Source organism: Streptosporangiales bacterium (assembly GCA_009379955.1).
Taxonomy (GTDB): Bacteria; Actinomycetota; Actinomycetes; order Streptosporangiales; family WHST01; genus WHST01.
Genome location: WHST01000092.1, coordinates 1 through 25706, shown reverse-complemented (window position 1 = coordinate 25706; position 25706 = coordinate 1). Strand labels below are relative to the sequence as shown.

General features: G+C 71.2%; 22 protein-coding genes and 1 pseudogene. 13 read left to right on the top strand and 10 right to left on the bottom strand.

Features of this window, described 5'->3' with window-relative positions:
- Together GEV10_23120 and GEV10_23115 are read left to right on the top strand one after the other, a co-directional pair.
- A partial coding sequence (locus GEV10_23120; GenBank protein ID MQA81339.1) for a hypothetical protein occupies positions 1-247 on the top strand: 247 nt, incomplete at its 5' end.
- Positions 192-824 (top strand): annotated as a pseudogene (locus tag GEV10_23115) (serine hydrolase). The gene GEV10_23120 and the pseudogene GEV10_23115, both read left to right, overlap by 56 nt.
- A gap of 159 nt (positions 825-983) precedes the next feature.
- Here GEV10_23115 and GEV10_23110 read toward each other — a convergent pair.
- Positions 984-2375: an NAD(P)-binding protein gene (locus GEV10_23110; GenBank protein ID MQA81338.1), complete on the bottom strand. Its 1392-nt coding sequence runs from the start codon at positions 2373-2375 to the stop codon at positions 984-986.
- A 143-nt stretch (positions 2376-2518) separates the two neighbouring features.
- On the opposite strand from GEV10_23110, the gene GEV10_23105 reads away from it, so the two are divergent.
- The gene (locus GEV10_23105) at positions 2519-4309 is read left to right on the top strand and encodes an ATP-binding cassette domain-containing protein (protein MQA81337.1); all 1791 of its coding nucleotides are present in this window, start codon (positions 2519-2521) and stop codon (positions 4307-4309) included.
- 14 nt (positions 4310-4323) lie between these two features.
- Complete coding sequence (locus GEV10_23100; GenBank protein ID MQA81336.1) at positions 4324-6024, top strand: ATP-binding cassette domain-containing protein; 1701 nt, start codon at positions 4324-4326, stop codon at positions 6022-6024.
- Positions 6025-6035: 11 nt separating this feature from the next.
- On the opposite strand, the gene GEV10_23095 is transcribed toward GEV10_23100, so the two are convergent.
- The 3 genes from GEV10_23095 to GEV10_23085 are packed head-to-tail and all read right to left on the bottom strand — an operon-like array spanning position 6036 to position 9022.
- On the bottom strand, positions 6036-7031 hold the full coding sequence (locus GEV10_23095) for an ABC transporter substrate-binding protein (GenBank protein MQA81335.1): 996 nt from the start codon (positions 7029-7031) through the stop codon (positions 6036-6038).
- Positions 7031-8020: an ABC transporter substrate-binding protein gene (locus GEV10_23090; GenBank protein MQA81334.1), complete on the bottom strand. Its 990-nt coding sequence runs from the start codon at positions 8018-8020 to the stop codon at positions 7031-7033. The genes GEV10_23095 and GEV10_23090 overlap by 1 nt, the downstream gene beginning before the upstream one ends.
- Positions 8021-8023: 3 nt before the next feature.
- Entirely contained in the window at positions 8024-9022 is a 999-nt protein-coding gene (locus GEV10_23085; protein MQA81333.1) for an ABC transporter substrate-binding protein, read from the bottom strand.
- A gap of 157 nt (positions 9023-9179) precedes the next feature.
- Here GEV10_23085 and GEV10_23080 point away from each other — a divergent pair, with 157 nt between their 5' ends.
- From GEV10_23080 to GEV10_23065, 4 genes are all read left to right on the top strand, one after another.
- Entirely contained in the window at positions 9180-9989 is an 810-nt protein-coding gene (locus GEV10_23080) for a siderophore-interacting protein (GenBank protein MQA81332.1), read from the top strand.
- Between the two features lie 12 nt (positions 9990-10001).
- Positions 10002-11072, top strand: coding sequence for an iron chelate uptake ABC transporter family permease subunit (locus GEV10_23075; GenBank protein MQA81331.1), 1071 nt, complete (start codon positions 10002-10004; stop codon positions 11070-11072).
- Positions 11073-11146: 74 nt separating this feature from the next.
- Positions 11147-12151: an iron chelate uptake ABC transporter family permease subunit gene (locus tag GEV10_23070; GenBank protein ID MQA81330.1), complete on the top strand. Its 1005-nt coding sequence runs from the start codon at positions 11147-11149 to the stop codon at positions 12149-12151.
- The gene (locus GEV10_23065) at positions 12148-12978 is read left to right on the top strand and encodes an ATP-binding cassette domain-containing protein (protein ID MQA81329.1); all 831 of its coding nucleotides are present in this window, start codon (positions 12148-12150) and stop codon (positions 12976-12978) included. Before GEV10_23070 ends, GEV10_23065 begins: the two co-directional genes overlap by 4 nt.
- Positions 12979-13056: 78 nt before the next feature.
- Here GEV10_23065 and GEV10_23060 read toward each other — a convergent pair whose 3' ends face one another.
- Together GEV10_23060 and GEV10_23055 are read right to left on the bottom strand one after the other, a co-directional pair.
- On the bottom strand, positions 13057-14277 hold the full coding sequence (locus GEV10_23060; protein ID MQA81328.1) for a hypothetical protein: 1221 nt from the start codon (positions 14275-14277) through the stop codon (positions 13057-13059).
- A 5-nt stretch (positions 14278-14282) separates the two neighbouring features.
- Positions 14283-14864, bottom strand: coding sequence for a sigma-70 family RNA polymerase sigma factor (locus GEV10_23055; GenBank protein ID MQA81327.1), 582 nt, complete (start codon positions 14862-14864; stop codon positions 14283-14285).
- 110 nt (positions 14865-14974) lie between these two features.
- On the opposite strand from GEV10_23055, the gene GEV10_23050 reads away from it, so the two are divergent.
- The 4 genes from GEV10_23050 to GEV10_23035 all read left to right on the top strand — a co-directional run bounded on the left by GEV10_23050 (position 14975) and on the right by GEV10_23035 (position 21122).
- A complete protein-coding gene (locus GEV10_23050; protein ID MQA81326.1) occupies positions 14975-16591 on the top strand; it encodes an alpha-amylase in 1617 nt (538 codons plus the stop codon).
- A gap of 162 nt (positions 16592-16753) precedes the next feature.
- On the top strand, positions 16754-17905 hold the full coding sequence (locus GEV10_23045) for a hypothetical protein (protein MQA81325.1): 1152 nt from the start codon (positions 16754-16756) through the stop codon (positions 17903-17905).
- A gap of 45 nt (positions 17906-17950) precedes the next feature.
- Positions 17951-19087 carry a hypothetical protein gene (locus tag GEV10_23040; GenBank protein ID MQA81324.1) on the top strand — a complete coding sequence of 379 codons (1137 nt, stop codon included), beginning with the start codon at positions 17951-17953 and terminating at the stop codon, positions 19085-19087.
- A gap of 40 nt (positions 19088-19127) precedes the next feature.
- On the top strand, positions 19128-21122 hold the full coding sequence (locus GEV10_23035; GenBank protein ID MQA81323.1) for a hypothetical protein: 1995 nt from the start codon (positions 19128-19130) through the stop codon (positions 21120-21122).
- Between the two features lie 13 nt (positions 21123-21135).
- Here the strand turns inward: GEV10_23035 and GEV10_23030 are convergent, their stop codons facing one another.
- Complete coding sequence (locus GEV10_23030; protein MQA81322.1) at positions 21136-21879, bottom strand: FCD domain-containing protein; 744 nt, start codon at positions 21877-21879, stop codon at positions 21136-21138.
- 39 nt (positions 21880-21918) lie between these two features.
- Positions 21919-23004 carry an isocitrate/isopropylmalate dehydrogenase family protein gene (locus tag GEV10_23025; GenBank protein MQA81321.1) on the bottom strand — a complete coding sequence of 362 codons (1086 nt, stop codon included), beginning with the start codon at positions 23002-23004 and terminating at the stop codon, positions 21919-21921.
- Positions 23005-23076: 72 nt separating this feature from the next.
- Between GEV10_23025 and GEV10_23020 the strand changes: the two genes are divergently transcribed.
- A complete protein-coding gene (locus GEV10_23020; protein MQA81320.1) occupies positions 23077-24561 on the top strand; it encodes an FAD-dependent oxidoreductase in 1485 nt (494 codons plus the stop codon).
- A 70-nt stretch (positions 24562-24631) separates the two neighbouring features.
- Here GEV10_23020 and GEV10_23015 read toward each other — a convergent pair whose 3' ends face one another.
- Both GEV10_23015 and GEV10_23010 read right to left on the bottom strand, forming a co-directional pair.
- Positions 24632-25360, bottom strand: a complete 729-nt coding sequence (locus GEV10_23015) for a mechanosensitive ion channel (GenBank protein MQA81319.1) — start codon at positions 25358-25360, stop codon at positions 24632-24634.
- Between the two features lie 208 nt (positions 25361-25568).
- The coding region (locus GEV10_23010) for an IS630 family transposase (GenBank protein ID MQA81318.1) at positions 25569-25706 on the bottom strand (138 nt) is incomplete at its 5' end.

The window sequence follows — 25706 nt, the reverse complement described above, 5'->3', positions numbered from 1 at the left end:
GCGTGAACAGGCTGCCGCGGACTTCGAGCGGAAGTATGGCACGCATCTGACCAGCCCCGAAGGTGCCTGGTATCGGTTGGGCGAGGCCGTCATCGCTGGCGACACCAGGCTGTATCGAGTCGCGCCGACCGTCGGATTCGCTTTCGGCAAGCTACCGACGTCCAGCCAGACTCGCTACACGTGGCCAGGGGATGATGATGCCTTCACTGCAGCAAAGGGTCCAAAGCGTTCTCGACGAACTCGTTGATACCGGAGCCGAAACCGGCTTGCAGGTTGCCGTTTATCACCACGGTGCTCTTGTTGTCGACGCCGTCGCCGGTATCGCCAACGGCCAGACCGGGCGCAGGGTGAACCCGCAGACCCCGTTCTTCAGCTTCTCTACTGGCAAGGTCATGACGTCGCTGATCGCTCATCTGCTCGTCAGGACCGGTGCTGTCGGATACGACACACCAGTGGTCGACCTGTGGCCGGAGTTCGGTGCCCACGGCAAGGCGACTGCGACTCTTCGCCACGTGCTCACACACTCCGTCGGCGTGCCGGCGATGCCTCGTGGCCTCGGTCCTGCCGACCTGGCTGACTGGTCGCAGGTCTGCACCGCGATCGCCGACGCCGAACCGCGGTGGCGACCCGGGACCCAGACGGGGTACCACTCGTTCACCTTCGGCTTTCTCGTCGGCGAGGTCGCACGCCGGGCCACAGGCAAACCGATGCGGCAACTCCTGCACGAGTGGGTCAGCGTGCCCCTGGGTATCGACAGTGACCTGTACTTCGGTGTGCCCCGAACCGACCTGGCCCGGCTGGCACGACTCGAAGACGCCGCACCGCCCTGACCGCCGTCATCCGTGCTTCACCTCACCGAGGTTGACTTCACCTCGTCCCTGCGCTGGGTGAAGTCCACGTTGATCACGTGCACGTGATCAACGGCGCCGCTCCGCGGCCGAACGCGCACACCGTCGCCCGCCGCACGACTGCGCGGACGGACGTCAGGCGCGTGCGCGGGAGGCTGCGACGAGCAGCTCGGCGAGGTCGGCCGCCTGCTGCCTGATCTCGGGGATCGCCGTCGACTCCCACAGGCGCCCCTTGCGCAGCGCGCCGAGCGCGAACAGCCGCGGGTGCGGGCGGCCGTCCCGGCCGATCACCTCGCCGGCCGCGGACACGTCGAGTCCCAGCCGCAGCGGGTCGGGCCGGAGCAGACCGCGGTGCAGCAGCGCGCCGACCAGTGGGCCCGGCGGCCGCGCGACGTCGGCACGGGGACCCGTGCAGTTCACGACAGCGGCGGCCCTCATCCACGACACCCGCCCGTCCACGCCCCGCAGGCCCACCCGGCAGCCGAGTCCGTCGGGCACCGCGTCGACGGGCCTCCCCCGGCGCACGACGAGTCTCCCCGCGGCACGCAGCCCCTCGACGCGTGCGGCGACCTGGGGCGCCATACGGTGCCGGTGGACGTCCCAGAAGCGCGCGACGTGACGCAGGAAGCGTCGACGCTCCCCCTCCGGCAACCGCGCCCACAGACCGCGGACGGCGGGCCGCACCCCGTCGATCACGGCCCGCCAGTCCACGCCCGCCTCCGCCGCCTCGGCCACCTCGCTCCGGAGCAGGCGCAGGAGGCCGCCCGTCGTGAGCTCGGTGTCGCCCGCCGGCACCGTCGTCGGCCAGACCGCCTCCGGCCCGGTCAGGTGAGTGGCCGGCAGCAGGCCCCGCCTGCTGACGGCGACGATCCCGTGACCCGCGTCGGACGCGAGGCTCAGTGCGACGTCGACGGCGGTGAGCCCGGTGCCGACGAGCACCACGGGCGGGCCCGGCTCCGCGACCGCCACGCCGGCAAGGGCGCCGGGCGCCCACGGGTCGGGCACGCACCACGACTGCCCGCCCTGGTCGATCTCCCAGGGCAGGTGCACCGGCGGTCGGTTGCCGAGCGCGAGCACCACCGCGCCGGCGGCCACGACGCCGGTCGTCGTGTGCACCCGGAGCCCGTCCGCCGCTTCCTCGACGTCGACGGCGTACGCGCGACGCACCTGTACGCGTCCGGTCTCCACCACCCGCGCGAGGACGGCGGCGAGGTAGTCGCCGTACACGCCCCGCGACACGAAGTCGGCCGATCCGACCGCATGCCCTTGCGCCGCGGTCCAGTCGACGAAGTGGTCGGGTCGCTCGGCGAGCGCGCTCATGCGTCCCGCACGCACGTTGAGGAGGTGGCCCGGATGCGTCGTGCCGTACGCGAGTCCGCGACCGGGCCGCTCGGCCGGATCGACGAGGACCACGCGGCACCGCTCACTCGCCCTGACCAGCGAGACGGCGCTGAGGACACCTGCGGCCCCCGCACCCACCACGACGACGACGTGTTCTCCGGGCCGCGAACAGTCAGCCTCACCCATGCAACAAACCCTACTACTCCGGTAGGTAAGACCGGTAGAGGCGCCTCCGGGTGGCAAAGGTGTGCACCGATGGTCACCGCGCGAACGGGGGGCGTAAGCTGCGTTCACGCAGGGCGACCCGGCCACCGCACGCCCACGGAAGGATGAACCGGGGCGTGAACGCCAAACCAGATGAGTCAGGACTCGCCAGCACTTTCCTCTCCTCTGCCGCCGCGCTCACCCGCAAGCCACGGCAGCTCGCCGGCAGGGTCAGGCGCGAGAGCGAGCGGTCGATCCTCGAGGAGAGCCTGCAGCTCTCCAGGACCGGCATCGCGGTCGCGACGTCGTTCGGCCTCCTCTTCCAGCTGGGCAGCGTGGCCATCCCGTGGTGCCTCGGCCGCGGCATCGACGAGGGCGTCGCCGCCGGCCGTGCCTCGGCGACGCTGGTGTGGGCCGCCGTGGTGGCCGCGTTCGGCGTCGCCCTTGTCGTCGGAGAGTGCGGCACCCGCTGGTGGGCGCGTATCGCGTCGGACGAGTCGGCGGACCGGCTGCGGGTACGCGTCTCCCGGCACCTGCTCACCCTCGACTCGGTCACGCTCGAGCGGTTCGGGCACGGCGACATCTCCACCCGCGGCATCCGCGACCTCGACCTGATCAAGGCGTGGCTCGCCGGGCTGCCCACGTTCATCACCGGCTCGCTCGGCTTCGTGGCGATACTCATCGGCATCGCCTCGCTCGACCCGCTGCTCGCGGTCGTCGGCATCGCGACCGTGCCGCTCGTCGCGATCCTCGGCGTCGCCTACCGGCGCCGCATCGGGCCGGTCAACCAGGCGATCTCCGCCGCCCAGGCCGACTGCACCGAGGCCGTCGAGGACGTGCTGACCGCGACGTCGGCCATCCGCGGCATCGGCGGCGAGACCGTCCTCGTCGAACGGCACCACGCCCGCAGCTCCGACCTCACCGACCACGTGCTCAGGGCCAGCCGGCTGACCGCGCTGTGGACGAGCCTGCCCGACTTCCTGCCCACGATCGGCATCGCGGTGGGCATCGGCGTCGGCGGCGGGTCGGTACTGGCCGGCCGCGCGACGATCGGCGACCTCGTCGCGTTCACCGCCTGGATGATGATGCTGGCCAGCTGGACCGGCACGCTCACCGTCCGCACATCACAGCTCGGCCAGGCGCGGATGGCGGCTGCCAGGATCGCCGAGCTGCTACGCCTGCGTCCCCAGGTGCGCACCCACCCCGCGCCCGCGCCGCTCCCCCGCGTGGGCAACCTCGTCGCCGACCGGGTCACGACCCGGCGCGACGACCACGTCGTCGGACCGTTCAGCGTCACGGTCGGCGTCGGCGAGATCGTCGCGCTCACCGGACCCATCGGCTCGGGCAAGACCGAGCTGATGCGCCTGCTCGCCCGGCTGAAGGACCCCAACGCGGGGCAGGTCACGCTCGGCGGTGTCGACCTGCGCGACGCATCCCTCGCCGAGGTCCGCGACCGGATCACGCTGGTACCGCAACGCCCACTGCTCGTGTCCGGCACCCTCGCCGACAACCTGCGGCTCGGCCGCGACGACCTCCCCGACTCCGTGCTCCTCGACGCGTGCTACGTCGCGGTGCTCGACGGCTTCGTCCGCTCGCTGCCCGAGGGTCTCGACACCTCCGTCGGCGAGCGCGGCAGCATGCTCTCCGGCGGGCAGCGCCAACGCGTCGCCGTTGCGCGCGCCCTGCTCCGCGAGCCGTCGGTCCTCCTGCTCGACGACGCGACGTCGGCGATCGACGTCGAGACCGAGGCGCTCATGCTCGCGCGGCTGCGGCAGTGGATAAGCCGCAGGTCAGGCAGGCCGCCGGCCTCGCTGCTCGTGGTGTCGCACCGGCCGGGCGTCCTGGCGGCGGCGAGCCCGGTCATCTCCCTGTCGCAAGACCGCCGAACGCAGCCAGCACCGGGGGGTGAGCGGTGAGCAACCCGTTCTCGGTGCCCCGCGGGCTCCTGCTGACCGAGAGCCCGAACCAGGAGCGGCTGTTCCGCCGTTCGCTGCCGTACCTGCGCGAGTACGGCGGCCGCCTGGCCGTCGCGTGTCTCGTCGCGCTCCTCACTGCGACGAGCATGGCGCTGGTCGCGCCCGCGATCGGGTACGCCGTCGACCGGCTCGTCGACCGCGACGGGCGCGGCCTCGCCGTCGCGACGGTCGCCGTCGTGGTGCTCGCCGTCATCCGACTGGCGTGCCAGATGGGCACCGAGGCGCTGCTTCCCCGCGCGGTCGAGCTGGTGATCCGGCGGCTGCGCGACAAGGTCGTCGAACGCCTCGCGACCGCTCCGCTGCGCTTCATCGAGGCACACCGGTCCGGCGACCTGCTGCGCCGCGCCACCGCCGAGCTCGCCGACCTGGCCGCCTTCACCCGCACGCGGCTCACCACCATGGTGACCAACGCGGCGTACCTGCTCGTCATGAGCGTGCTGCTCGTCCTCTACTCCTGGCAGCTCGCGATCGTCCTCGCGGTCGCGTACGTGCCGACGCACCTCGTCCTGCTCCGGCTCGCCGACCGCATCAGCAAGCCCGCGTCCGCTGCCGAGGCGAGCACGGCGTCCGACGTCGCCGCACACTTCCGCGAGCTGCTCGACATCCGGGAGCAGCTCCAGCTCCACGGCGGCGGCGAGAAGTGGCTGGGCCGGCTGACCGGGGCGGCCAGGGCGCAGCAGCGCGCGGTGCTCTGGAACCAGCGCGGCCTCAACCTCGTGTCGGCCGCGCAGCTCGTCCAGGCCGTCGCCCTCGGCGCCCTGCTGGTGGTCGGCGGCCTCCAGGTCACAGGCGACGCCACGTCCCTCGGCACGGTCGTGGTCTTCCTCGTCGCGGCACGGCAGATGTCGGGCGCGATCACCCAGATCTCCGACCTCGGCAGCCACGCGGTCGCCGCACGCGTGGTGCTCGCGCGCGTGCTCAACCTGCTGCACCGCACCAGACCCCGGCCGACCACCGGGCTGCCCGTGCCGACGCCGGCACGCGGCACGCTGCAGATCCGCGACCTGACCTACGCGTACGTCCCCGGCCACGACGTCGTCCAGCACGTCAGCGTCACGCTCCCCGCGGGTGACCGGGTCGGCGTCTACGGCGAGACGGGGTCGGGCAAGACCACCCTGGCGAAGCTCCTCTCAGGCCTGTACACGCCGAGCAACGGCAGCATCACGTACGCGGGCATCGACCTGCTCCACCTCGAGCCCGCCGAGCTGCGCAAGCGCATCGTGCTCGTCCCGCAGGAGGTGCATCTCGTCACCGGCACACTGCTGGAGAACCTCGCGCTCATCCCGACGCGACCCACCAGGGCCGAGGTCGAGGCGGGGATCAGCTCGCTCGAGCTCGACATGTGGGTCGCCGGCCTCCCGCACGGGCTCGACACCGACATCGGCCCGCGCGGACAACGCCTGTCGGCCGGCGAGCGACAGCTGATCGGCCTGGTCCGCGCGGCACTCGTCGACGCCGCGGTGCTCGTCTTCGACGAGGCGACCGCCAACCTCGATCTGCTCACCGCCGAACGCGTGGAGAGCGCGATCCGCCAGCTGGCTCCCGACCGCACGGTCATCGTCATCGCCCACCGCCAGGCCACGGTCGAGCGCCTGGCGCGACCAATGCAGCTACGCGGCGGTGTCCTCGGCCCCGGACGCGCCCAGCAGTACTAGACGTACGCCCGTCAGCGCTCCATCGTCTCGACGAAGTGCACGGCGAGCTTGTCGACGCAGTACGGGATGCTCAGCACGCTGTTGAACGACATGGCATTGGAATGTGGCAGCGGGTAGACGGCGTGGCCCTGCCGGACGACCGACAGCCGCTGGTACAGCCTGTTCTTCGCGTAAAGGTCAGGCGAGAAGCCGAAGTCCAGGATCACCAGCAGGTCGACGTCGTCGACGAGCTCGAGGCGCTCCGAACTGAGCTCGAACGCCGACTTCCCACCGGCGGCCTCGTCGACCGCCTTCGGGATCGTGAAGCCCAGCTTGCGCATGAACTCCCCGCGTCCCTCCGAGCTGGCGTAGATGCCCAGCCCGCCCTTCTGGAGCGGATACCCGATGACGGCGGTCTTGCCCTCGAGCTCCGGGTGCGCCTCCCGCGCGTCGGTGAAGGTCTGCTCCGCCTTGGCGACGAGCGCCTTCGCCTCGGCCTCCTTGCCCACGGCTCTGCCGATCATCGTCGTCTCGACGTCGTAAGGGACCGTGTAGTCGGCGTGCCCCTTCGGTCGCACGAGAGTCGGCGCCATCTTCGACAGCACCTCGTAGTCGGTCTTGGTGACGCCGCGACTGATGCCGACGATGAGGTCGGGCTTCAGCTTCGCGATCTCTCCCATGTTCAGCTCGGCCTCGGAGATGGGGAAGACATGAGGCTTCGCGTCGCCCAGCAGCGACTCGGCCCACGGGCCCACACCGAGGTCGTAGTCCTCCATCCATTGCTGCAGCGCCACCGGTCGCACGCCGAGCGCCAGCAGTGCGTCGTGCTCGCTGTAGCCGATCGACACGACGCGGGTGGGTCGCTCCTTCACGACCGCCTCGCCGTACGCGTGCGGGACGGTGACGGGGAAGGGCCCTGAGGTCGTGGATCCCGGAGCGTCGTCCCGCTGGTCCGCGCAGGCCTGAGCGAGCGGCAGGAGCAGGACGACCAGGACGGCCGTGACGGTCGAACGGAATCGGCGCGTCATCACTTCTCCAGGGTCTCGGCGAGAAGTGGTGCGAGCTTGTCGACACAGTACGGAATGCTGCGGACGTCGTTGTGCACCACGGCGTTCGTGTGCGGTAGGGGGTAGACGTAATGCCCGCGTTTCGCGACGTCGAGCTCCTGGAAGACCTCGTTGCGCGCGAAGTGGTCCTTCGGCTGACCGAAGTCGATGATCACGAGTAGGTCGACATCGCCGACGACGTCGATCCGCTCAGGACTCAGCTCACGGTAGATCTGGTCGCCGACCACGTCGTCGACCGCCTTCGGCACGGTGAACCCGAGTCCGGTCAGGAACTCGCTGCGCGGCTCGTCGCCTCGATACACGCCGAGGCCGCCGTTCTCCAGCGGGTAGGCCAGCACCGCGGTCTTCCCTGCGAACTCCGGGTGCGCCTTGCGCGCGTCGTCGAAGCTCCGCTTCGTCGCGGCGACGAGCGCCTTCGCCTGCCTCTCCTTGCCGAGCGCCTTGCCGATCATCATCGTCTCGACGTCGTACGGCACCGCGTAGTCCGTGTACCGCTTCGGCCGCACGAGCGTCGGCGCCATCTTGGACAGCAGCTCGTAGTCGGACTCGCTGACGTTGCGGTACGTGCCGACGATGAGGTCGGGCCTCAGCTTCGCGATCTGCCCCATGTTCAGCTCGGTGGCGGTGGACGGAAGGACCACGGGCTTCGCGTCGCCGAGGAGCGGTTCCGCCCACGGGCCGACACCGCCGTCGAACTCCGCGATCCACTGCTGCAGCGCGACCGGGCGCGCCCCGAGCGCCAGCAGGATGTCGTGCTCGTGGTAGCCGATCGACACCACGCGCTTCGGCTTCGCCTTCACGACGGTGTCGCCGTAGGCGTTGGGGACCGTGACGGGGAACGCACCCCCGCCCTCCCCTGACTCACGGTCGGCCGGTCCGCCGCATCCGGCCGCGACCAGGAACAGGCACGACAGCAGCGCGCCGACGACTGCACGGGACATCGGCCGCATCCGCTACTTCTCCAGAGTCTTCGCGATGACCGGCACGACCTTGTCGATGCAGTACGGGATGCTCACGACGTCGTTGTGCGACACGGCGTTCGTGTACGGCAGCGGGTAGACGTAGTTGCCACGCTTCGCGACGTCGAGCCGTTGGAAGAGCGCGTTCTTCGCGTAGAGGTCTTTCGGGAGCCCGAAGTCGATGATGAGCAGCACGTCGACGTCGCCGACGAGGTCGAGACGCTCGGGACTCAGCTCGGTGTAGAACTTGTCACCCGCCGCCTCGTCGACGGCCTTCGGGATGGTGAACCCGAGCTTGCGCAGGAACTCGCCGCGCGGGTCACCACTGTTGTAGATGCCGAGGCCGCCGTTCTCCATCGGGTAGGCGATCGCGGCCGTCCTGCCCTCGAACTCCGGGTGCGCCTTGCGCGCGTCGGCGAACTTCTTCTCCGCGGCGGCGACGAGGGAGTTCGCCTCCTTCTCCTTGCCCAGCGCCTTGCCGATCATCTTCGTCTCGATCTCGTACGGCACCGCGTAGTCGACGTAACCCTTGGGTCGCACGAGCGTCGGCGCCATCTTGGACAGCAGCTCGTAGTCGGACCTGCTCACCTCGCGGTAGGTGCCCACGATGAGGTCGGGCTTCAGCTTCGCGATCTCGCCCATGTTGAGCTCGGCGGCCGTACTGGGGAACATCTTCGGCTTCGCGTCGCCGAGCAACGGCGTCGCCCACGGGCCGATGCCGTTCTTGTACTCCGCCATCCACTGCTGCACCGCGACCGGGCGCACGCCGAGCGCCAGCAGGATGTCGTGCTCGTGGAAACCGATCGAGACGACCCGCGCAGGCCGCTTCTCGACCACCGTCTCGCCGTACGTGTTCGGGATCGTGACGGGGAACGCGCCGGAGGCAGTGCCGCCGTCGCCGTCCGTCGAGGCCTCGCCGCCGCACCCGGCGAGGCCGAACGCGAGGGCGGTGACGAGAGCGAGCACGGGGATCCTGGCGAGCGGGTGGCGCATGGCGTCCTCGGGAGGGAGTCGTTCGGAGGGGCTGGCAAGGTTAGCCTAACCTAAGCATGTAGCATCCGAACTGTCACTCACGGGCCGGCTCTCGGGGCACGCACTGGCCAGTGTACGACGCAGAAGCTTAGGCTTACCTAATGATGAGAGGCTGGGCATGACGAGGGCGCAGACGGCGCAACGGCCCCGACGGTCGGCACGACCGGTCACGGATGCGGTCCACGCACAGGTCAGGCACGCCGAGCAGGTCTCCCCGCAGATACGCCGCGTGACCATCGGCAGCGACGATCTCGCGCACTTCACTGTGCGCGGCGCCGACCAGTGGTTCCGCCTGTTCCTCCCCCAGGACGGCCAGCTCCGCCCACAGCTCCCGGTGACCGCGAACTGGTGGCAGGAGCTGCTGGCCGCGCCCGAGCACGTCCGGCCGATCGTGCGCAACTACACCGTGCGCGCCGCGCGTCCCGAGGTCGGCGAGATCGACATCGACTTCGTCGTCCACGGCGACGAGGGCCCCGCGTCGCGCTGGGCGCTGCGCGCCGAGCCGGGCGACTGGGTCGGCCTGCTCGACCAGGGCGTGCTCTACGAGCCACCGGCCGACACCGCGTGGCAGCTCGTCGTGGGCGACGAGACCGCGCTGCCCGCGATCGCGGGCATCGTCGAGTCGATGCCCGCCGACACTCACGCCTTCGTGTTCGTCGAGCTCCCGTCGGCGGACGACGAGCAGCCGCTCCGCACCGGCGAGCACGTCCACGTCAGTTGGCTGCCTCGTCCCGCGGGCGCGCAGCCCGGATCCGTGGTGCACGACGCCGTGCGCGCGGCGCGCCTGCCGACCGGCGAGCCGTACGTCTGGCTCGCCGGCGAGTCGAAGATGGTGCAGAAGCTACGGCGCCACCTCGTCGGCCAGCGCGGCGTCGCCAAGTCGTCGATCGAGTTCACCGGGTACTGGCGCCGCGGCGCGAGCCACTAGCCGAGGCTGCCGATGAGCGTCCGTACGGTGGGTTCCCCGCAGGCGGACACCCCGCACGGCCGCGCCGTTCCCCGTGCGTCGCGTCGCACCCTGCTGACCCGAACGGGCGGGCTGCTGCTCGGCGTCGCCGTGCTCGCCCTGCTCTGCCTCGTCAGCATCTCCGTCGGCGCCAAGTCGATCCCGCTGACCGAGGTATGGAGCCACCTGTTCTCCCCCGTCGGCAGCTACGACTCCGACATCGTCCACACCGTCCGAGTGCCGCGCACCGCCACCGGCGTCGTCGTGGGCGCCGCGCTCGGCCTCGCGGGCGCGCTCATGCAGGCACTCACCCGCAACCCTCTCGCCGACCCCGGCATCCTCGGGGTCAATGCGGGCGCCTTCGCCGGCGTGGTGCTGAGCATCTCGATGCTCGGCATCGACTCACCCCTCGGCTACATCTGGTTCGCGTTCGCCGGCGCCGCCGGCACGACGGTCGTCGTGTACGTCCTCGGCACCCTGGGCCGCGGCGGCGCGACACCGGTACGACTCGCCCTCGCGGGCACGGCCGTCGGCGCCGCGCTCACCGCGCTCACGTCGACCATCATCGTCATGGACGCCTTCACCTTCGACCGCGTGCGCATGTGGAACCTCGGCTCGCTCGCGGTCGAGAACGCCTCGGTGCTGTTCGCCGTGCTGCCGTTCATCGTGGTGGGCTGCGTCCTCGCGCTCGCGCTCGGTCCGTCGCTCAACGCGATCGCACTCGGCGAGGACCTCGGCCGCGCGCTCGGTGCGCACGTCGGGCGCACCCGGGCGCTCACCGCCGTCGCCGTCACGCTGCTCTGCGGTGCCGCCACGGCGGTCGCCGGGCCGATCGGCTTCGTGGGCCTGATGGTTCCGCACGCGGTGCGCGCCGTCACCGGGCCCGACCAGCGGTGGGTGCTGCCGTACTCGATGGTCTTCGCCGGCGTCCTCCTCATCGCCTCCGACATCATCGGACGCGTGGTCGCGCGGCCCGGCGAGCTCGAGGTGGGGATCGTCACCGCGGTGCTGGGAGGGCCGGCGCTCGTCCTCCTCGTCCGTCGCAGGAAGCTGGCGCAGCTGTGACCGCCGACCTCGCCGACCGCCCGGCGCCGCCTCTCGGCGGCCGCCAGGTGCGCGCGTTCGGCGGTCGGCTGTCCATGCGCTTCCACCTGCGGTCGGCGGTGGTCTGCGTACTCCTCCTCGCCGGCACGGTCGTGACGGGTGTCGTCAGCATCAGGTTCGGCGACCCGCCGGTCGCGGTGGGCACCACGATCGACGTGTTCCTCGGGCGGGCCGACTTCGCCGACGCGTTCATCGTGGTCCAGCTCGGGCTCCCCCGGATCGCCACCGCGATCCTCGTCGGCGCCGCGCTCGGCACCAGCGGCGCGATCTTCCAGAGCCTGGCACGCAACCCGCTGGGCAGCCCGGACATCATCGGCTTCAACACCGGCGCGGCGACGGGGGCCATCGCGGCGATCCTGTACCTACCCGACGTCGCGTTCGGCGCCGGCGCGTTCGCCGTCGCGGCGGGCATCACCACCGCGCTCGCCGTCTACCTCCTGGCCTGGAACCGCGGCATGCGGGGCTACCGGCTCATCCTCGTCGGCATCGGCGTCACCGCACTGCTGGGATCCGTCAACGCCTACATGCTCGCCAAGGCCAACCTGCTCAACGCGCAGGCCGCCCACCTATGGCTCTACGGCAGCCTCAACGCCAAGACGTGGGAGAACGCGGGGCTCATCGCGGTGGCCATGGTCGTCCTGCTGCCCGTGATCCTCGTCCTCGGCAACAGGCTGAGCCTGGTCGAGATGGGCGACGAGACCGCGAGCGCGCTCGGGGTGCCGGTCGAGCGCACGAGGGTCGCGTTCATCGTGCTCGGCACCGCGCTGCCGGCGGTCGCGATCGCGGTCGCCGGTCCGATCGTGTTCGTCGCGCTCGCCGCACCGCAACTCGTCCGCCGGCTCACCCGCGCGCACGGTCCGCACCTCGGCCCGTCCGCGTGCATGGGGGCGCTGCTGCTGGTGGCGGCCGACTTCGTCGCGCAGCACGTGATCCCGGGGGCGAGCCTGCCGGTCGGACTCGCCACCGGCGCGCTGGGTGGTGTCTACCTCGCCTGGCTGCTGGCCAGCGAATGGCGTTCGGGAAGGATGCGTGCCCGATGACGGCCGACATCGCAGGCAGGACGACCACGGACACCGCGCGGCTGCGCGCCACCGAGCTGACCCTGGCGTACGACAAGCGCGTCGTGGTCGACCGGCTCGACGTCGACATCCCTGACAACTCGTTCACCGTCATCGTCGGTCCGAACGCGTGCGGCAAGTCCACGCTGCTGCGCGGTCTCGCGCGGATGCTCCCGCCGCGCGCCGGATCTGTGTACCTCGACGGGCAGGCGATCACCCGGTTCTCCACCAAGGAGGTCGCGCGGCGGGTCGGCCTGCTGCCGCAGACGTCGATCGCGCCGGAGGGCATCACGGTCGCCGATCTGGTGGCGCGGGGACGCTACCCGCACCAGCGGCTGCTCCGGCAGTGGTCGCACGAGGACGAGCTCGCCGTCCGGGAGGCGCTGGCGGCCACCGGCGTCGACGACCTGGCCGAACGGCTCGTCGACGAGCTCTCCGGCGGCCAGCGGCAACGGGTGTGGCTCGCGATGACTCTCGCCCAGCAGACCCCACTGCTGCTCCTCGACGAGCCGACCACGTTCCTCGACATCGCCCACCAGGTCGAGGTGCTCGACCTGTGCGCCGATCTGCACGAGCAGCGCGGCCACACGCTGGTGCTCGTGCTGCACGACATCAACCAGGCATGCCGCTACGCCTCCCACCTGGTCGCGATGAGCGACGGCCGCATCGTCGCGCAGGGCGACCCGCGCGAGATCGTCACGGCCGACCTCGTCGAGGACGTCTTCGGCCTGCCCTGCCTCGTCGTCCCCGACCCGGCCACGGGTGCCCCGTTGATCGTGCCCAAGGCCCGCGGCACCAGGTCCGCCTGACGCCTTGTGTCCGAGGAGGTGGTGGCCGGAGCCACCACCTCCTCGGACACAACGGCAAGGCGAGGCGGGTCTAGTGTCCTAGCCGCGGGGCGGACGCACCCCGTGGTCGTCGACGACCCCCGTCCGCACCGCAGTCTTCTCCAGCACGGTGCCGTCCGGCATCTCCAGGTAGCTCTTCGGCAGGACGGGCTCGCCGTCGCGGCTCTTCTTCTTCTGGACGACCCCGCCGTCGTGGCGCTTCGCCAGGACGGACCGGCTGCCGATGAACTCACCGGACTTCGGGTCGAGGATGACGTCCCTGCGCGACAGGCCGGGCGACGGCAGGGAGAACGCGACGCCCGTCCGGCCGTCGAGGTTCGCCACCCGTTCGGTGATCCGGATGCCGGGCAGGTCGGCGAGCACCCGGTACAAGGCGGCACGCAGGTCGGCGGGCAGCATGCCGGACTCCAGCGCGGAGGTCGCGGCGGAGAACATGTCCGCCGTCACGCCCGACCCGTCGTCGGGCCACGACTCGACGTCGCCACGCAGCCGCTCCGCCAGCCGCTCCGGGTCGCGCGGCAGACCGTCGATCCACTCGGCCCTTGGCCTGTTCCATCCCACCTGGACGTTCGCGCAGGACGACGGCTCGCCGTCGGGCGGGTAGTAGTCGCCGCATCGTCCCTTCTCCTCGGTCACGCCGCGGTCGGGCGGGACGATCCCCGCCTTCTCGGCCTTGCTCTCCGACCCCGCCAGCCACCGGTACCGGCCGCTCGACGTGCTCCGGAAGTGCCACACGCCGGTGTCGTCGGCGGGCACCCACGTCTCGTTCCGCTGCTCCACCAACGCGAGGAAGTACGTGCCGTCCCCCACGTCGCCCTCGCTGCTGTACCAGGCACGGACCCCGACGTAGCGGTACTTCCCCGGGGGGACCGCGTCGTCCGCCGCCGACGCCGACTCGGCGGCATCGGTCAGCAGCCGCTCAGCGGCGGACGCCCGCGTGGGCTCGCCGTCCCCGCCGCCGACGACGGTGACCCCCACGGCGCAGGCGACGGCCGTGACCGCGGCGGCCGTCAGCACCGCCACGCGGCGCCAGGGACGTCGCCGTCGTCGCGGCGTGTCGAGCGCCGCGACGTCGCCGCCGGCGGGCTGAGCCGGCCTCGCGTGTCCGGCATCGGTCGCCGTGCCGGTCAGTCGGGCGTGCACGCCCGCGAGTACCGCGTCGTCGTCTTCCACCGGCGTCGCCGCAGCGAGGTCCGCCAGCGCCGCGTCGAGCTCGTCCTCGGTCCACACCCGGTGCATGCCGTGTCCTTCCCTCGTCATGTGACTCACCCCTCCTCGACCGCGGCCTGCGCATGGACGCGGACCCGTCGCCGTACCCGATGCAGCCGCGACCGCACCGTCCCGGCGGGGATGCCGAGTGCCGCCGCCACTTCGGTGGTGTCGAGCTGTGCCCACGCGGTCAGCAGCAGGACGTCGCGGTCGCCGGGCGACAGCTCGGCGAGGGCGCCCGCGAGCTGACGCACGCGCGCCTGCGCGTCCGCCCGCTCCACGGCGCCGAACTCGTGTGTGTGTCCGCCGTCGCGGTCGGCGGCGAGTCGCGCTGTCGCCACGAGCGTCCGCTGCTCGTCTCGCACGTGCCTGCGGGCGAGGTTGGTCGCGATACCGAACAGCCAGGCCCGCGCCGTCCCGCGGTCGGGGTCGTAGCGGTGCCACTGGCGCAGCACTGCCTCGAAGGTGTCCGCCACCACGTCCTCGGCGTGGTCCCTGCCGAGGCGGCGGACGAGGTAGGCATACAGCTGCCGCGAGTGTTCGTCGAAGAGCCGCTCGAAGATCTCCCCGGCGGGGTCCTGGCCCTCCTCCGCTGGCTGCATCACTTCCACCCGTCGGTTCGTGAACGCGTGCGTCATGGTCATACAGGTGGTTGCCCGCAGGGCGCCGTGACGTTCACACACGCGTCCCGACTGCGGAGCGTAGCGGTCACCGGTCCGCTCCCCCACAGCTGGAACGTCGTCGGGGAATGCCACGATGCAGCCGAGACGTACTGCCCGACCGGCGACCAGAAGGAGATCGAGTGGCCAACCCGTGGTGGCGCGACGCCGTGATCTACGAGGTCTACCCGCGCAGCTTCGCCGACGCGAACGGCGACGGCGTGGGCGACCTCGCCGGCATCAGGGCGCGGATCCCCTACCTCGCCGACCTCGGCGTCGACGCCGTCTGGCTGACCCCGTTCTACACCTCGCCGCAGGCCGACCACGGTTACGACGTGGCCGACTACCGCGACGTCGACCCGCTCTTCGGCACGCTCGCCGACTTCGACGACCTCGTCGCCGACGCGCACGCGATGGGCATCCGCGTGATCGTCGACATCGTGCCCAACCACACGTCGGCCGAGCACCCGTGGTTCAGGAAGGCACTCGCCGACGGGCCCGGCAGTCCGGCGCGCGAGCGGTACCTGTTCCGACCGGGTGGGGGCAGGAACGGCGGGCAGCCGCCCAACAACTGGCAGTCGGTGTTCGGCGGGCCGGCCTGGACCCGGGTGCCCGACGGCGAGTGGTACCTCCACCTGTTCGCGCCCGAGCAGCCCGACCTCAACTGGCGTCACCGCGAGGTCGGCGCCGAGTTCGAGGCGACGCTGCGGTTCTGGCTCGACCACGGCGCCGACGGCTTCCGCGTCGATGTGGCGATGGGCATGTACAAGGACGAGGCGCTGCCGTCCCTGACGCGGGAGTTCACCACCGGGCCGCGGAACCAGCGCCAGCGCGACGGGCATCCGCACTGGCACCGGCCCGAGGTCCACGACGTGTACCGCGACTGGCGCAGGATCCTCGACTCCTACCCCGGCGACCGCATGGGCGTCACCGAGGCGTGGGCACCCGACCCCGATGTCCTCGCCCGCTACGTCCGCGCCGACCAGCTGCAGCAGACGTTCAACTTCGCGCTCCAGCTGGCGCCGTGGTCCGCGGCCGCGTTCCGCGAGGTCATCGGCGAGACCTCGCGTGCGTGCGCGGCCGTCGGTGCCGCGCCGACCTGGGTGCTGTCGAGCCACGACGCCGTGCGCCACGTGACCAGGTACGGCGACGGCGCGATCGGGCTCGCCCGCGGCCTCGCGGGCCTGCTGCTCGTCCTCGCGCTCCCCGGGTCGACGTACCTCTACCAGGGCGAGGAGCTCGGCCTCTCCCAGGTCGACGTGCCCGACGACGCGCGCCAGGACCCCATGTACTTCCGGCCCGGATCCGACAAGGGCCGCGACGGCTGCCGCGTGCCGCTGCCGTGGTCGGGCGCGAGCGCGCCGTACGGGTTCTCCACCGACGGCGTCGCCCCCTGGCTCCCCCAGCCCGCCGGCTGGGCCGGTCGCACGGCGGCCGACCAGGAGGCCGACCCTGCCTCGGTGCTCGCCTTCTACCGCACGGCGCTGCGCGTCCGACGCGAGCACGTCCACGGCAGGAACGAGCGGTTCGACTGGCTCGACCTGCCGCGCGGCGTGCTCGGCTTCGACCGCGACGGCCTGCGCTGCGTCGTCAACTTCGGCAGCCGCGCGGTCCGGCTGCCCGCGCACCGCGAGGTGCTGCTCACCAGCGGCCCGCTCGCCGACGGCCGCCTCCCCGGCAACACCGCCGCCTGGCTCCTCACCTGACGCACCACCGGTACCCGTGAGGGGCACCCTCACCGTGTCAGGGCACGGTGAGGGTGCCCCTCACGGGTCCGGCGCCCGGGCGTGGGGCGGCTTTACAGTGCGGACGGATTGGGTGCAATATGCATACACGCTGTTCGCTAACGCCTCCGGGAGGTGCTGTCGGTGCGGGTCCCCGCGGTCATCATGCGCGGCGGCACGAGCAAGGGGTTGTTCTTCCACGAGCGCGACCTGCCGGCCGACCCCGACGCCGCCGACCGGTTCATCCTCGCCGCCTACGGCAGCCCCGACCCGTACCGCAGGCAGATCGACGGCCTCGGCGGGGCGACGTCCACCACGAGCAAGGTCGCGGTGATCGGTGACGGCGGGCCGCACGGGGTCGACGTGACCTACCACTTCGGCCAGGTCTCGATCGACGAGCCGCTGATCGACCGTCGCGGCAACTGCGGCAACATGTCGTCGGCCGTGGGGCCGTTCGCCGTCGACGAGGGTCTCGTCGAGGCGACCGACCCGGTCACCGTCGTGCGGTTCCTCAACGTCAACACCGGCAAGGTCATCGTCGCCCACGTCGCCACCCGCGACGGGAGGTTCGACCCGGTCGGCGAGCTCGCCATCCCCGGCATCCCCGGCACCGGCTCCCCCGTCCGCCTCGACTACCTCGAGCCGGGCGGCGCGGTGACCGGCGCGCTGCTGCCCACCGGACGTCAGACGGACGTGCTCGACGTGCCCCTCGGCGCGGTCGAGGTCTCGCTCGTCGACGCCTCCAACCCGCTGGTCTTCGTCCGGTTCGAGGACGTCGGGCTCACCGGCACGGAGCAGCCGGAGGAGATCGACGCCGACGCCGACATGCTCGCCACGCTCGAGACGATCCGGGCGGCGGCCGGGGTACGGATGGGCGTCGCGGCGGATCTCGCCGGCGCCGCACGAACACCCTCGGTGCCGAAGCTCGCGCTCGTGGGCGGGTCGCGCGACTACCTCAGGATCGACGGCGTGCCGGTCGCGGCCGGCGAGGCCGGCGTCCGCGCGGTGATGATGTCCATGGGCCGCGTGCACCGCTCCTACCCGCTCACCGGCGCCATCTGCACCGCGGTCGCCACGCAGCTCCCCGACACCGTCGCCGCGCGCGCCAACAGGCCCGACGCAGGCGGCGTCACGCTCATCGGGCACCCGTCGGGCGTCCTGGAGATGCAGGCGAGCCCGCGGCTCGCCGACGACGTCTGGACGGTCGACTCCGTGTCCGCGTACCGGACCGCCCGCCGGCTGATGGAAGGCTGGGCGCTCGTCCCCGAAGAGGCGGCCCAGGTCGCGCAGCCGTAGTCACGGCACCGGGTTCCACCGACGCAACCCCGAGGAGTACCTCCCATGTCACGTACACGGCAACGCGTCGTCCGACCGGTGGCGGCGGTGCTGGCCCTCGTCCTCGTCCTCGCGGGCTGCCTGTCGCCGGAGAGCGCGATCAGGGGTCACGAGGCCGCCCGCGACGCACGCATGCCCAAGCGCGTCTCGATGGTCATCCCGTACGACGTGGGCGGCGGCACCGACGTGTGGGCCAGGTTCATGGCCCCGTACCTGCAGCAGCACCTCGCCTCGCATCCGTCGTTCCTGCCCGAGAACATCCCGGGCGGCGAGAGCATCACCGGCTCCAACCAGTTCGTCGAACGGGCCGGCACCGACGGCGAACGCGTGCTGATCACGTCGGGCACGACCTACTTCCAGGCCCTGCTCGGGCGCGAGGAGGTGAGGTTCGACTTCACCAAGCTGGTCCCGCTGATCCTCAACGGCACCGGCGGGGTCATCTACGTCTCGTCGGAGAGCGGCGTGAAGTCCGTCGAGGACCTGCGCGACCCGCCGAAGCAGCTCGTGTACGGCGGCATCAGCGCCACCGGGCTCGACCTCAGCGTGCTCGTCGCCTTCGAGCTGCTCGGGCTCGACGTCGAGACGACGTTCGGGTTCGAAGGCCGCGGTCCCGCCGCCCTGGCCCTGCAGCGCGGCGAGCTCAACATCGACTACCAGACCACGTCGGCCTACCACCAGCAGGTCGAGCCGCTGGTCAAGGACGGCAAGGCGCGCGCGCTGATGTCGATGGGGTGGCTGGACGAGAACGGCGAGGTCACGCGCGACCCGCAGCTGCCCAAGCTGCCCACCGTCATCGACGTGTACGAGAAGCTCACCGGGGAGAAGCCGAGCGGCGAGGCGTACGAGGCGTACAAGGCCTTCCTCGCCGCGGGGTTCGCCTATCAGAAGGGCCTGTGGGTCAACCCCGGCACGCCGGACTCGATCACGTCGGAGTACTACGACAGCGTCGAGAAGCTGCGCGACGACGAGAACTTCGTCACCAAGGGCGAGGCCGCTCTCGGCGGGTACCCGATCTACTCGGGCCGGGAGGTCGGCGACTCCGTACGCAAGGCGTTCGACCTCGATCCCGCGGTGCGCACCTACGTCCTGCGCATGCTCGAGACCAAGTACGACACGAAGGTCAAGACCAAGCAGGGCCCCTGACGGCCGCCGACCGGACGAACCCACCTGAGGACTGGACATCATGCTCGATGCCGCATTCTCCGCGCTCGGCCAGGTGCTCGACCCCGCGACGCTCCTGATGCTCCTGGTCGGCGTGCTCGCCGGCCTCGTGATGGGCATCATCCCCGGCATCGGGGGAACGGGCGCGGTCGCGGTGCTGCTGCCGTTCGTCCTGCTGCTCGAGCCGCCGCAGGCGATGGCGATGATCATCGGTGCCGTCGCCGTGGTGCACACCTCCGACACGATCTCGTCGGTGCTGCTCGGCATCCCCGGCTCGGCGGCCGCGACGGTGATGCTGCAGGACGGCCATACGATGGCGAAGCAGGGACAGGCCGCCCGCGCACTCTCCATCGCGTTCACGGCCTCGATCTTCGGCGGCCTCCTCGGGGCACTGGGGCTGACCCTGTCGATACCGCTCGCCCGACCGCTGGTCCTGCTCTTCGCCTCGCCCGAGCTGTTCATGCTGACCGTGCTCGGTGTCGCGCTGACGGCGTTGCTCTCCAAGGGCAACATGCTGAAGGGCGTCATCGCCGGCCTGCTCGGCATCCTGCTCGGCCAGGTCGGGGCGGCGCCGACGGCCGCGGACTACCGCTTCACGTTCGGGCAGCTCGAGCTCAACGAGGGCCTGAATCTCGTCGCCGTGGCACTCGGGGTCTTCGGCATCGCCGAGATCGTGCACCTGATCACCAAGCGCGGTGCCGTCTCCTCCGTCGAAGGGCTCGGTGGCGGCTGGCGCATCGGAGCACGCGACGTGCTGCGCCACTTCCCGCACGTCCTGCGCGGCTCGCTGGTCGGTATCTGGGCGGGCGTCCTGCCGGGTGTCGGCGCCACGGCCGGTTCGTGGATGGCGTACGGGCAGGCCGTGTCGACCGCGAAGAACAAGAAGAAGTTCGGCAAGGGTGACCCGCGCGGCATCATCGCACCGGAGAGCGCGGCGCACTCGATCGAGGCCGGCGACCTCATCCCGACGCTGCTCTTCGGCATCCCGGGCGCCGCGCCCGCGGCTCTGCTCATGGGCGCACTGCTCACCTTCGGGATCGAGACGGGTCCGTCACTGATCAACGACCATCTCGACCTCGTCTACACGATCATCTGGGCCTTCGCCATCGCCACCGTCGTGGGCGCCGGCCTGTGCCTGATCGGCAGCGTTCCGCTCGCCAAGCTCTGCCGGGTGCCCTTCCCCATCCTCGGTGCGGGCCTGATCGTCCTGCTGTTCGTCAGCGCGTACCAGGAGCCACAGCAGTTCGGTGTCCTGCAGGTGATGCTCCTGCTGGGTGTCGTCGGCTGGCTGATGAAGGTCACCGGCATGCCTCGCGCACCCTTCCTCATCGGCTTCGTGCTCAGCATCCCGATGGAGCGCTACTACTTCCTGACCGACTCGCTGTTCGCACCGCAGGACTGGCTGATCCGACCGGCCGTGCTGGTGATGCTGGCCATCCTGATCCTGCCGTTCGTCTTCGCCGTACGCCGCTTCGTCCTCCGCCGCCGCGCCGCCGGTCGACCCACCGGGCAGGCGGACGAGACCAACGTGGTCGCCGCGACGCCGGACGCAGGCGAGGCGACCCTGGCCCGTACGGCGGTGATGCCGGTGATCGCCGGCATCTCGCTGGTGGTCTTCGGCGGAGCGCTCGCGATGACCGCGGGACTCAGCGCGCAGGCCGCTTTGATGCCGCGGATCACGTGCGTCGCAGGCGTTGTCGCGGCGGTCGTCCTGCTGGCACGCGAGCTGCTCGTCGCGCGGCGCGACGGCTACGAGCGGATCGACTGGAAGGACGGCATCAGGCCGACGGTCGTCTCCCTGCTGTGGATCGTCGGGTTCCTCGCGCTGGTGGTCCTCTTCGGGACGATCATCGCGGTGGTCGTCTTCATCCCGACCTTCCTGCGCGCCATCGTGCGCTGGTCGTGGTGGAAGATCGCGATCTACCTCGTGGTGGTCCTGACCTTCCTCCTGGCGCTACGCGGGTTCGCCGACATCGCCCTGCCGGTCGGCTACCTGACCCCGCCACCGCTCCGCTGAGGCGAGACCGCGATCAGTCGCCGATCAGGTCGTTGATCCTCGTCGCTCGGGCCTGGCGCATGTGCAGCTGCGCCGCCTGCTGCGCGGCGTCACGCTCGCCGGCCGCGATCGCGGCGATGATCGTACGGTGCTCCTCGAGCGCGGCCATGCGCCGCTCCGGCTGGGCGAAGGTCGACGACGGCAGCCGGCGCACGGCGTGCTCGACCTGGCCGAGGAACCTGTCGAGGTAGCCGTTGCCCGCCGCGATACGGATCTCGCGGTGGAAGACCAGGTTGAGCCGCACCATCAGGACCAGGTCACCCGTGCCGGCGGCCTGCACGAGCTCCTCGTTGACCGCCTCGAGCCGCTCGACGAGGCCGTCCGGGCGACGCGTCGCGGCGAGCCGCGCGGCCAGCCCCTCGAGGTTCTCGCGCACGACGTACAGGGCGAGGATGTCCTCCATCGACAGCGGCGCCACCACGGCGCCCTGGTTCGCGGTCTTCGCCACCAGGCCCTCGTCGGCGAGCAGCCGGAGCGCCTCGCGTACCGGCGTGCGGCTCACCTCGAACACGGTGGCGAGCTCGTCCTCGCGGATCCAGGTGGACGGGCCGATGGCGCCGTCGAGTATCGCCTCGCGCAGGGCGTTGGTGACGAGCTCCGTGGTGCGCCCGCGGCGCGGGCCGTCACCCAGGTACCCGCGGAGCTTGGCGGCGTCGCGGCTCGGCGTGACGGCGGCACCGGTGCGCCCCCGTGTCGACTTGTCCCCCTGCACTGTCATGCCACCGACCTTAGCCCCCGACTGGTTGCTCGTCGTCCGTCACAACCGGGCGACGACTTCTTCCGTCACGGCCCGCGTGCCCCGCTCCGGAGTGCCCACGGCGGTCAGGACGACCGCGCCGTCGCCGAGTGCGGAGCGTACGGCAGCGTCGACCCGGTCGGCCAGTCCCGCCAGCCCCAGGTGAGCGAGGAGCATGCCCGCGGACAGGATCTGTGAGATCGGGTTCGCGCGGTCGCTGCCCGCGAGCGCGGGGGCGGTGCCGTGGATGGGCTCGAAGTATGCGGCCCGGTCGCCGATGTTGCCCGACGGGCACATGCCGAGCCCGCCGACGGTCCCCGCGCCGAGGTCACTCAGGATGTCGCCCAGGAAGTTCTCCGCGAGGACGACGTCGAAGTGTCCGGGCGTGACGACGAGGTCGTGGGCCGCGGCGTCGGCGTACCTGAAGTCCAGCTCGACGTCGGGGTACTCCGCGGCGACCTCGGTGGTCACCGCCCGCATGAAGGCGTAGCTGCGCAGGACGTTGCTCTTGTCCACGCACGTCACCCTGCGCACACCGTCGGACGGCGCCCCGCCCCTGCGCCTCGCCAGCTCGAAGGCGAAGCGCGCCACCCGCTCGCACCCGGGCCTGGTCACCATCAGCTGGTCGGCGGCCGCGTGCGGAGTGACGACGCCCGTCCCGCGGGACAGGTAGAGCCCTTCGGTGTTCTCCCTGACGATGACGTAGTCGATGTCACCCGGACGGTAGGTGGTGGGCGTCGTCACCCCCGGCAGCAGCCGGATCGGCCGGACGTTGGCGTAGGTGTCGAGGCCCGTCCTGAGCACCCCGCCGAGCAGCCCGCCCTCGGTGCCGTCCGGTCGCCGCACCTCGGGCAGCCCGACCGGCCCCTTGAGCACCGCGTCGAAGTCCGTGGCCAGCCGCTCCAGCATGCCAGGCGCGAGGTTGTGCCCGGTGTCGCGGTACTCCGCCGCACCGGCGGGGACGGTGGTGACGTCGAGCACCGGCCCGTCCCGCTCGGTGACGGCCCGCAGGACGGCCGTCGCGCTCTCGACGAGCTCGGGTCCGATGCCGTCGCCCGGGATGACCGCGATCCCGAGTCGGCCTGGGTCTCGCAAACTAGATTGCATGCAATTAGTATGCAGTAGGAACGCCGTCCAGGACAGACAGGAGCGAACGTGGCCACGACCAATTCGGAGACGATCCCGCGGGAACGACCTGGCGACGCGTTCGACGTCGTCGTGGTGGGCGCGGGCAACGCCGCCTTCAGCGCGGCGCACGCCGCCCGGGCACGCGGGCTCTCGGTCGTGGTCTGCGAGAAGGCTCCGGCGGACGAGGCAGGCGGCAACTCCTACTACACCGCCGGCGCGTACCGGGTGGCGTTCGACAGCGTCGACGACCTCGTCCCGCTCCTGGACCAGGAGTCGGTCGACCTGCTCCCGAACGCCGACGTGCCGGCCTACCCCGCGAGCCAGTTCGCCGCCGACATGGAGCGGATCACCGAGGGCGGCTGCGATCCCGCCATGACCCGCATCCTCGTCGAGAACAGCCTCGACACCGTGCGCTGGCTCTACGACGTCGGCCTGCGGTTCCGGCTGATCCACGAGCGCCAGACGTACCTCGTCGACGGTCGCCACAAGTTCTTCGGCGGCCTCGTGATGGGCACCGTCGACGGCGGCCAGGGGCTGCTGCGCCAGCACATCGGCGCGGCGCTGCGCGACGGCGTGGTGATCAGGTACGGCACGCCCGTGACGGGGCTCCTGGTCGAGGACGGCACGGTCGTGGGCGTCCACTGCCGCGACGACGAGGGCGCGTACGCGATCAGGGCGCGCGCCGTGGTGCTCGCCGCCGGCGGGTTCGAGGCGAACCCCGAGCTGCGCCGCCGGCACCTGGGTGAGGGCTGGGAGCGCGCGGTCGTGCGCGGCCACCCGTACAACACCGGCGAGGTGCTCGACTACGCGATCGCGGCGGGCGCCGGCACCCACGGCGACTGGTCCACCTGCCACAGCGTGCAGTGGGACGCCGGCGCTCCCCCGCAGGGCGGCGACCGGGTGCTCACCAACTTCCTGACCCGGCAGAGCTACCCGATCGGCATCGTCGTCAACGTCGACGGTAAGCGCTTCGTGGACGAGGGCGCCGACTACCGCAACTTCACGTACGCCAAGTACGGGCGCGAGATCCTGCGCCAGCCGAACGGCACCGCCGTGCAGGTCTTCGACGCCAAGACCCGGCCGATCCTGCGCAGCCTCGAGTACGACAGCACGCCCATCACGTCCGCCGAGGCGAACACGCTCGGCGAGCTCGCCGAGGCGGCGGGGATCGACCCCGAGGGGTTCGTGACCACGGTCAAGGAGTTCAACGCCTCGATCAACGACGCACCCTTCGACCCGGCGGTCAAGGACGGCAAGCGCGCCGACGTCGAGCCCCCGAAGTCGAACTGGGCCGTCCCGATCGACACGCCTCCGTACTACGGCTACGTCGTCACCTGCGGCATCACGTTCACGTTCGGCGGCCTCCACGTCGACGACCGTGCCCAGGTGCTCGACGGGGCGGGCCAGCCGATCGGCGGCCTCTACGCCGCCGGTGAGATCGTCGGTGGCCTGTTCTCGCAGAACTACCCCGGCGGCTCCGGCCTCATCGCCGGATCGGTGTTCGGCCGCCTCGCCGGCCGGCACGCCGCGAGCTGAGCCGACGTGTCAGCACGTGAGCGGGTCATGGCCCGTTCACGTGCTGACGACCTCGCCGGAACGCTCGGGCTCAGCGCGTCCACTCCGGTGGCGCCGGTGCGGCCGACGCGGCGGTCACCGGAGCGCGCTCGGAGTGCGCGCCGCCGTGCGACTGCCTGGTGTAGCCGCCGAACGCCCGCTGCAGCAGGTCACGGGCGAGATCCCGTCCGCCCCAGCCGAAGGCGATCGCGGCCGCCAGCCCCAGCGCGCCCAGCGCGATGAGCACGGTGCTGCCGGTCAACTGGACGGCGATGCCCAGCTGAGTCAGCGCGGCGAAGGCCGCGTACACGATGATCGCGTACCTGCCGACCTTGGCGAGCGTCTCGCTCCCGGTCGCCCCGCGGATCAGGGCGGCGAGGAAGTTGGCGAGCAGTACCCCCAGACACAAGATGGCGATGGCCGCGAAGATCCGCGGGACGTACCCGATCATCTGGTTGAGGAACCCCGAGATCTGCGGCACCCCGAGGGCCGACGCGAACATCGTGAACGCGATGAGGAAGACGAACCAGAACGCGATCTTGCCGAAGATCTTGGCGGGCGTAAGGCTCGTGCCCGTCCGCTCCAGGAAGCTCGCGACCCCGGCGCGGCCCATCAGCTTGTCGAACCCGACCTTGGTGAGAATCCGGCTCAGGGCGGCACCGACGAGCTTGGCGACGATGTACCCGATGAGCAGGACGATGAGCGCCCCGACGAGCTGCGGGATGTAGTTCAGGAACGTCCCGAACGCGTCTTGGAGCGGTTGGAGAATGTCCACGGCGATGCCCTCCCCTGTCCGTGACGCCCTCCGGGCCACCCGCAGTCGTGCCGCAGGCGGCGGGAGGTGCCACTGCGCTATCACTTCCGTAACAGATTGATCACTGGACAGCGTCGGAACTGCCTGTCCAGGGCATCGCAGCCCGCCGAGCGGCGAGCCCAGGCCCCGGTCCACGTTCGTGGGGTGAGGCAGCACTGACCAGGCCTGAATACCCCTAGTGTCGCCCGCCGGAAATTCGTGTGATATATCGTGCGAGGGAGTCGAGGATTTCCTCCGCGGTCTTCTTCCACACGAACGGTTTCGGGTCCTCGTTCCACATCTTGATCCATTCGCGGACGTCTTTCTCCAGTGC

What these genes read in the sequence shown, in the direction of transcription:
- GEV10_23110 (MQA81338.1), bottom strand. Translation starts at nt 2,375, where the DNA reads ATGGGTGAGGCTGACTGTTCGCGGCCCGGAGAACACGTCGTCGTCGTG.
- GEV10_23105 (MQA81337.1), top strand. Translation starts at nt 2,519, where the DNA reads ATGAACCGGGGCGTGAACGCCAAACCAGATGAGTCAGGACTCGCCAGC.
- GEV10_23095 (MQA81335.1), bottom strand. Translation starts at nt 7,031, where the DNA reads ATGACGCGCCGATTCCGTTCGACCGTCACGGCCGTCCTGGTCGTCCTG.
- GEV10_23090 (MQA81334.1), bottom strand. Translation starts at nt 8,020, where the DNA reads ATGCGGCCGATGTCCCGTGCAGTCGTCGGCGCGCTGCTGTCGTGCCTG.
- GEV10_23085 (MQA81333.1), bottom strand. Translation starts at nt 9,022, where the DNA reads ATGCGCCACCCGCTCGCCAGGATCCCCGTGCTCGCTCTCGTCACCGCC.
- GEV10_23080 (MQA81332.1), top strand. Translation starts at nt 9,180, where the DNA reads ATGACGAGGGCGCAGACGGCGCAACGGCCCCGACGGTCGGCACGACCG.
- GEV10_23075 (MQA81331.1), top strand. Translation starts at nt 10,002, where the DNA reads ATGAGCGTCCGTACGGTGGGTTCCCCGCAGGCGGACACCCCGCACGGC.
- GEV10_23070 (MQA81330.1), top strand. Translation starts at nt 11,147, where the DNA reads ATGCGCTTCCACCTGCGGTCGGCGGTGGTCTGCGTACTCCTCCTCGCC.
- GEV10_23065 (MQA81329.1), top strand. Translation starts at nt 12,148, where the DNA reads ATGACGGCCGACATCGCAGGCAGGACGACCACGGACACCGCGCGGCTG.
- GEV10_23060 (MQA81328.1), bottom strand. Translation starts at nt 14,277, where the DNA reads ATGACGAGGGAAGGACACGGCATGCACCGGGTGTGGACCGAGGACGAG.
- GEV10_23055 (MQA81327.1), bottom strand. Translation starts at nt 14,864, where the DNA reads ATGACGCACGCGTTCACGAACCGACGGGTGGAAGTGATGCAGCCAGCG.
- GEV10_23050 (MQA81326.1), top strand. Translation starts at nt 14,975, where the DNA reads ATGCCACGATGCAGCCGAGACGTACTGCCCGACCGGCGACCAGAAGGA.
- GEV10_23040 (MQA81324.1), top strand. Translation starts at nt 17,951, where the DNA reads ATGTCACGTACACGGCAACGCGTCGTCCGACCGGTGGCGGCGGTGCTG.
- GEV10_23035 (MQA81323.1), top strand. Translation starts at nt 19,128, where the DNA reads ATGCTCGATGCCGCATTCTCCGCGCTCGGCCAGGTGCTCGACCCCGCG.
- GEV10_23030 (MQA81322.1), bottom strand. Translation starts at nt 21,879, where the DNA reads ATGACAGTGCAGGGGGACAAGTCGACACGGGGGCGCACCGGTGCCGCC.
- GEV10_23025 (MQA81321.1), bottom strand. Translation starts at nt 23,004, where the DNA reads ATGCAATCTAGTTTGCGAGACCCAGGCCGACTCGGGATCGCGGTCATC.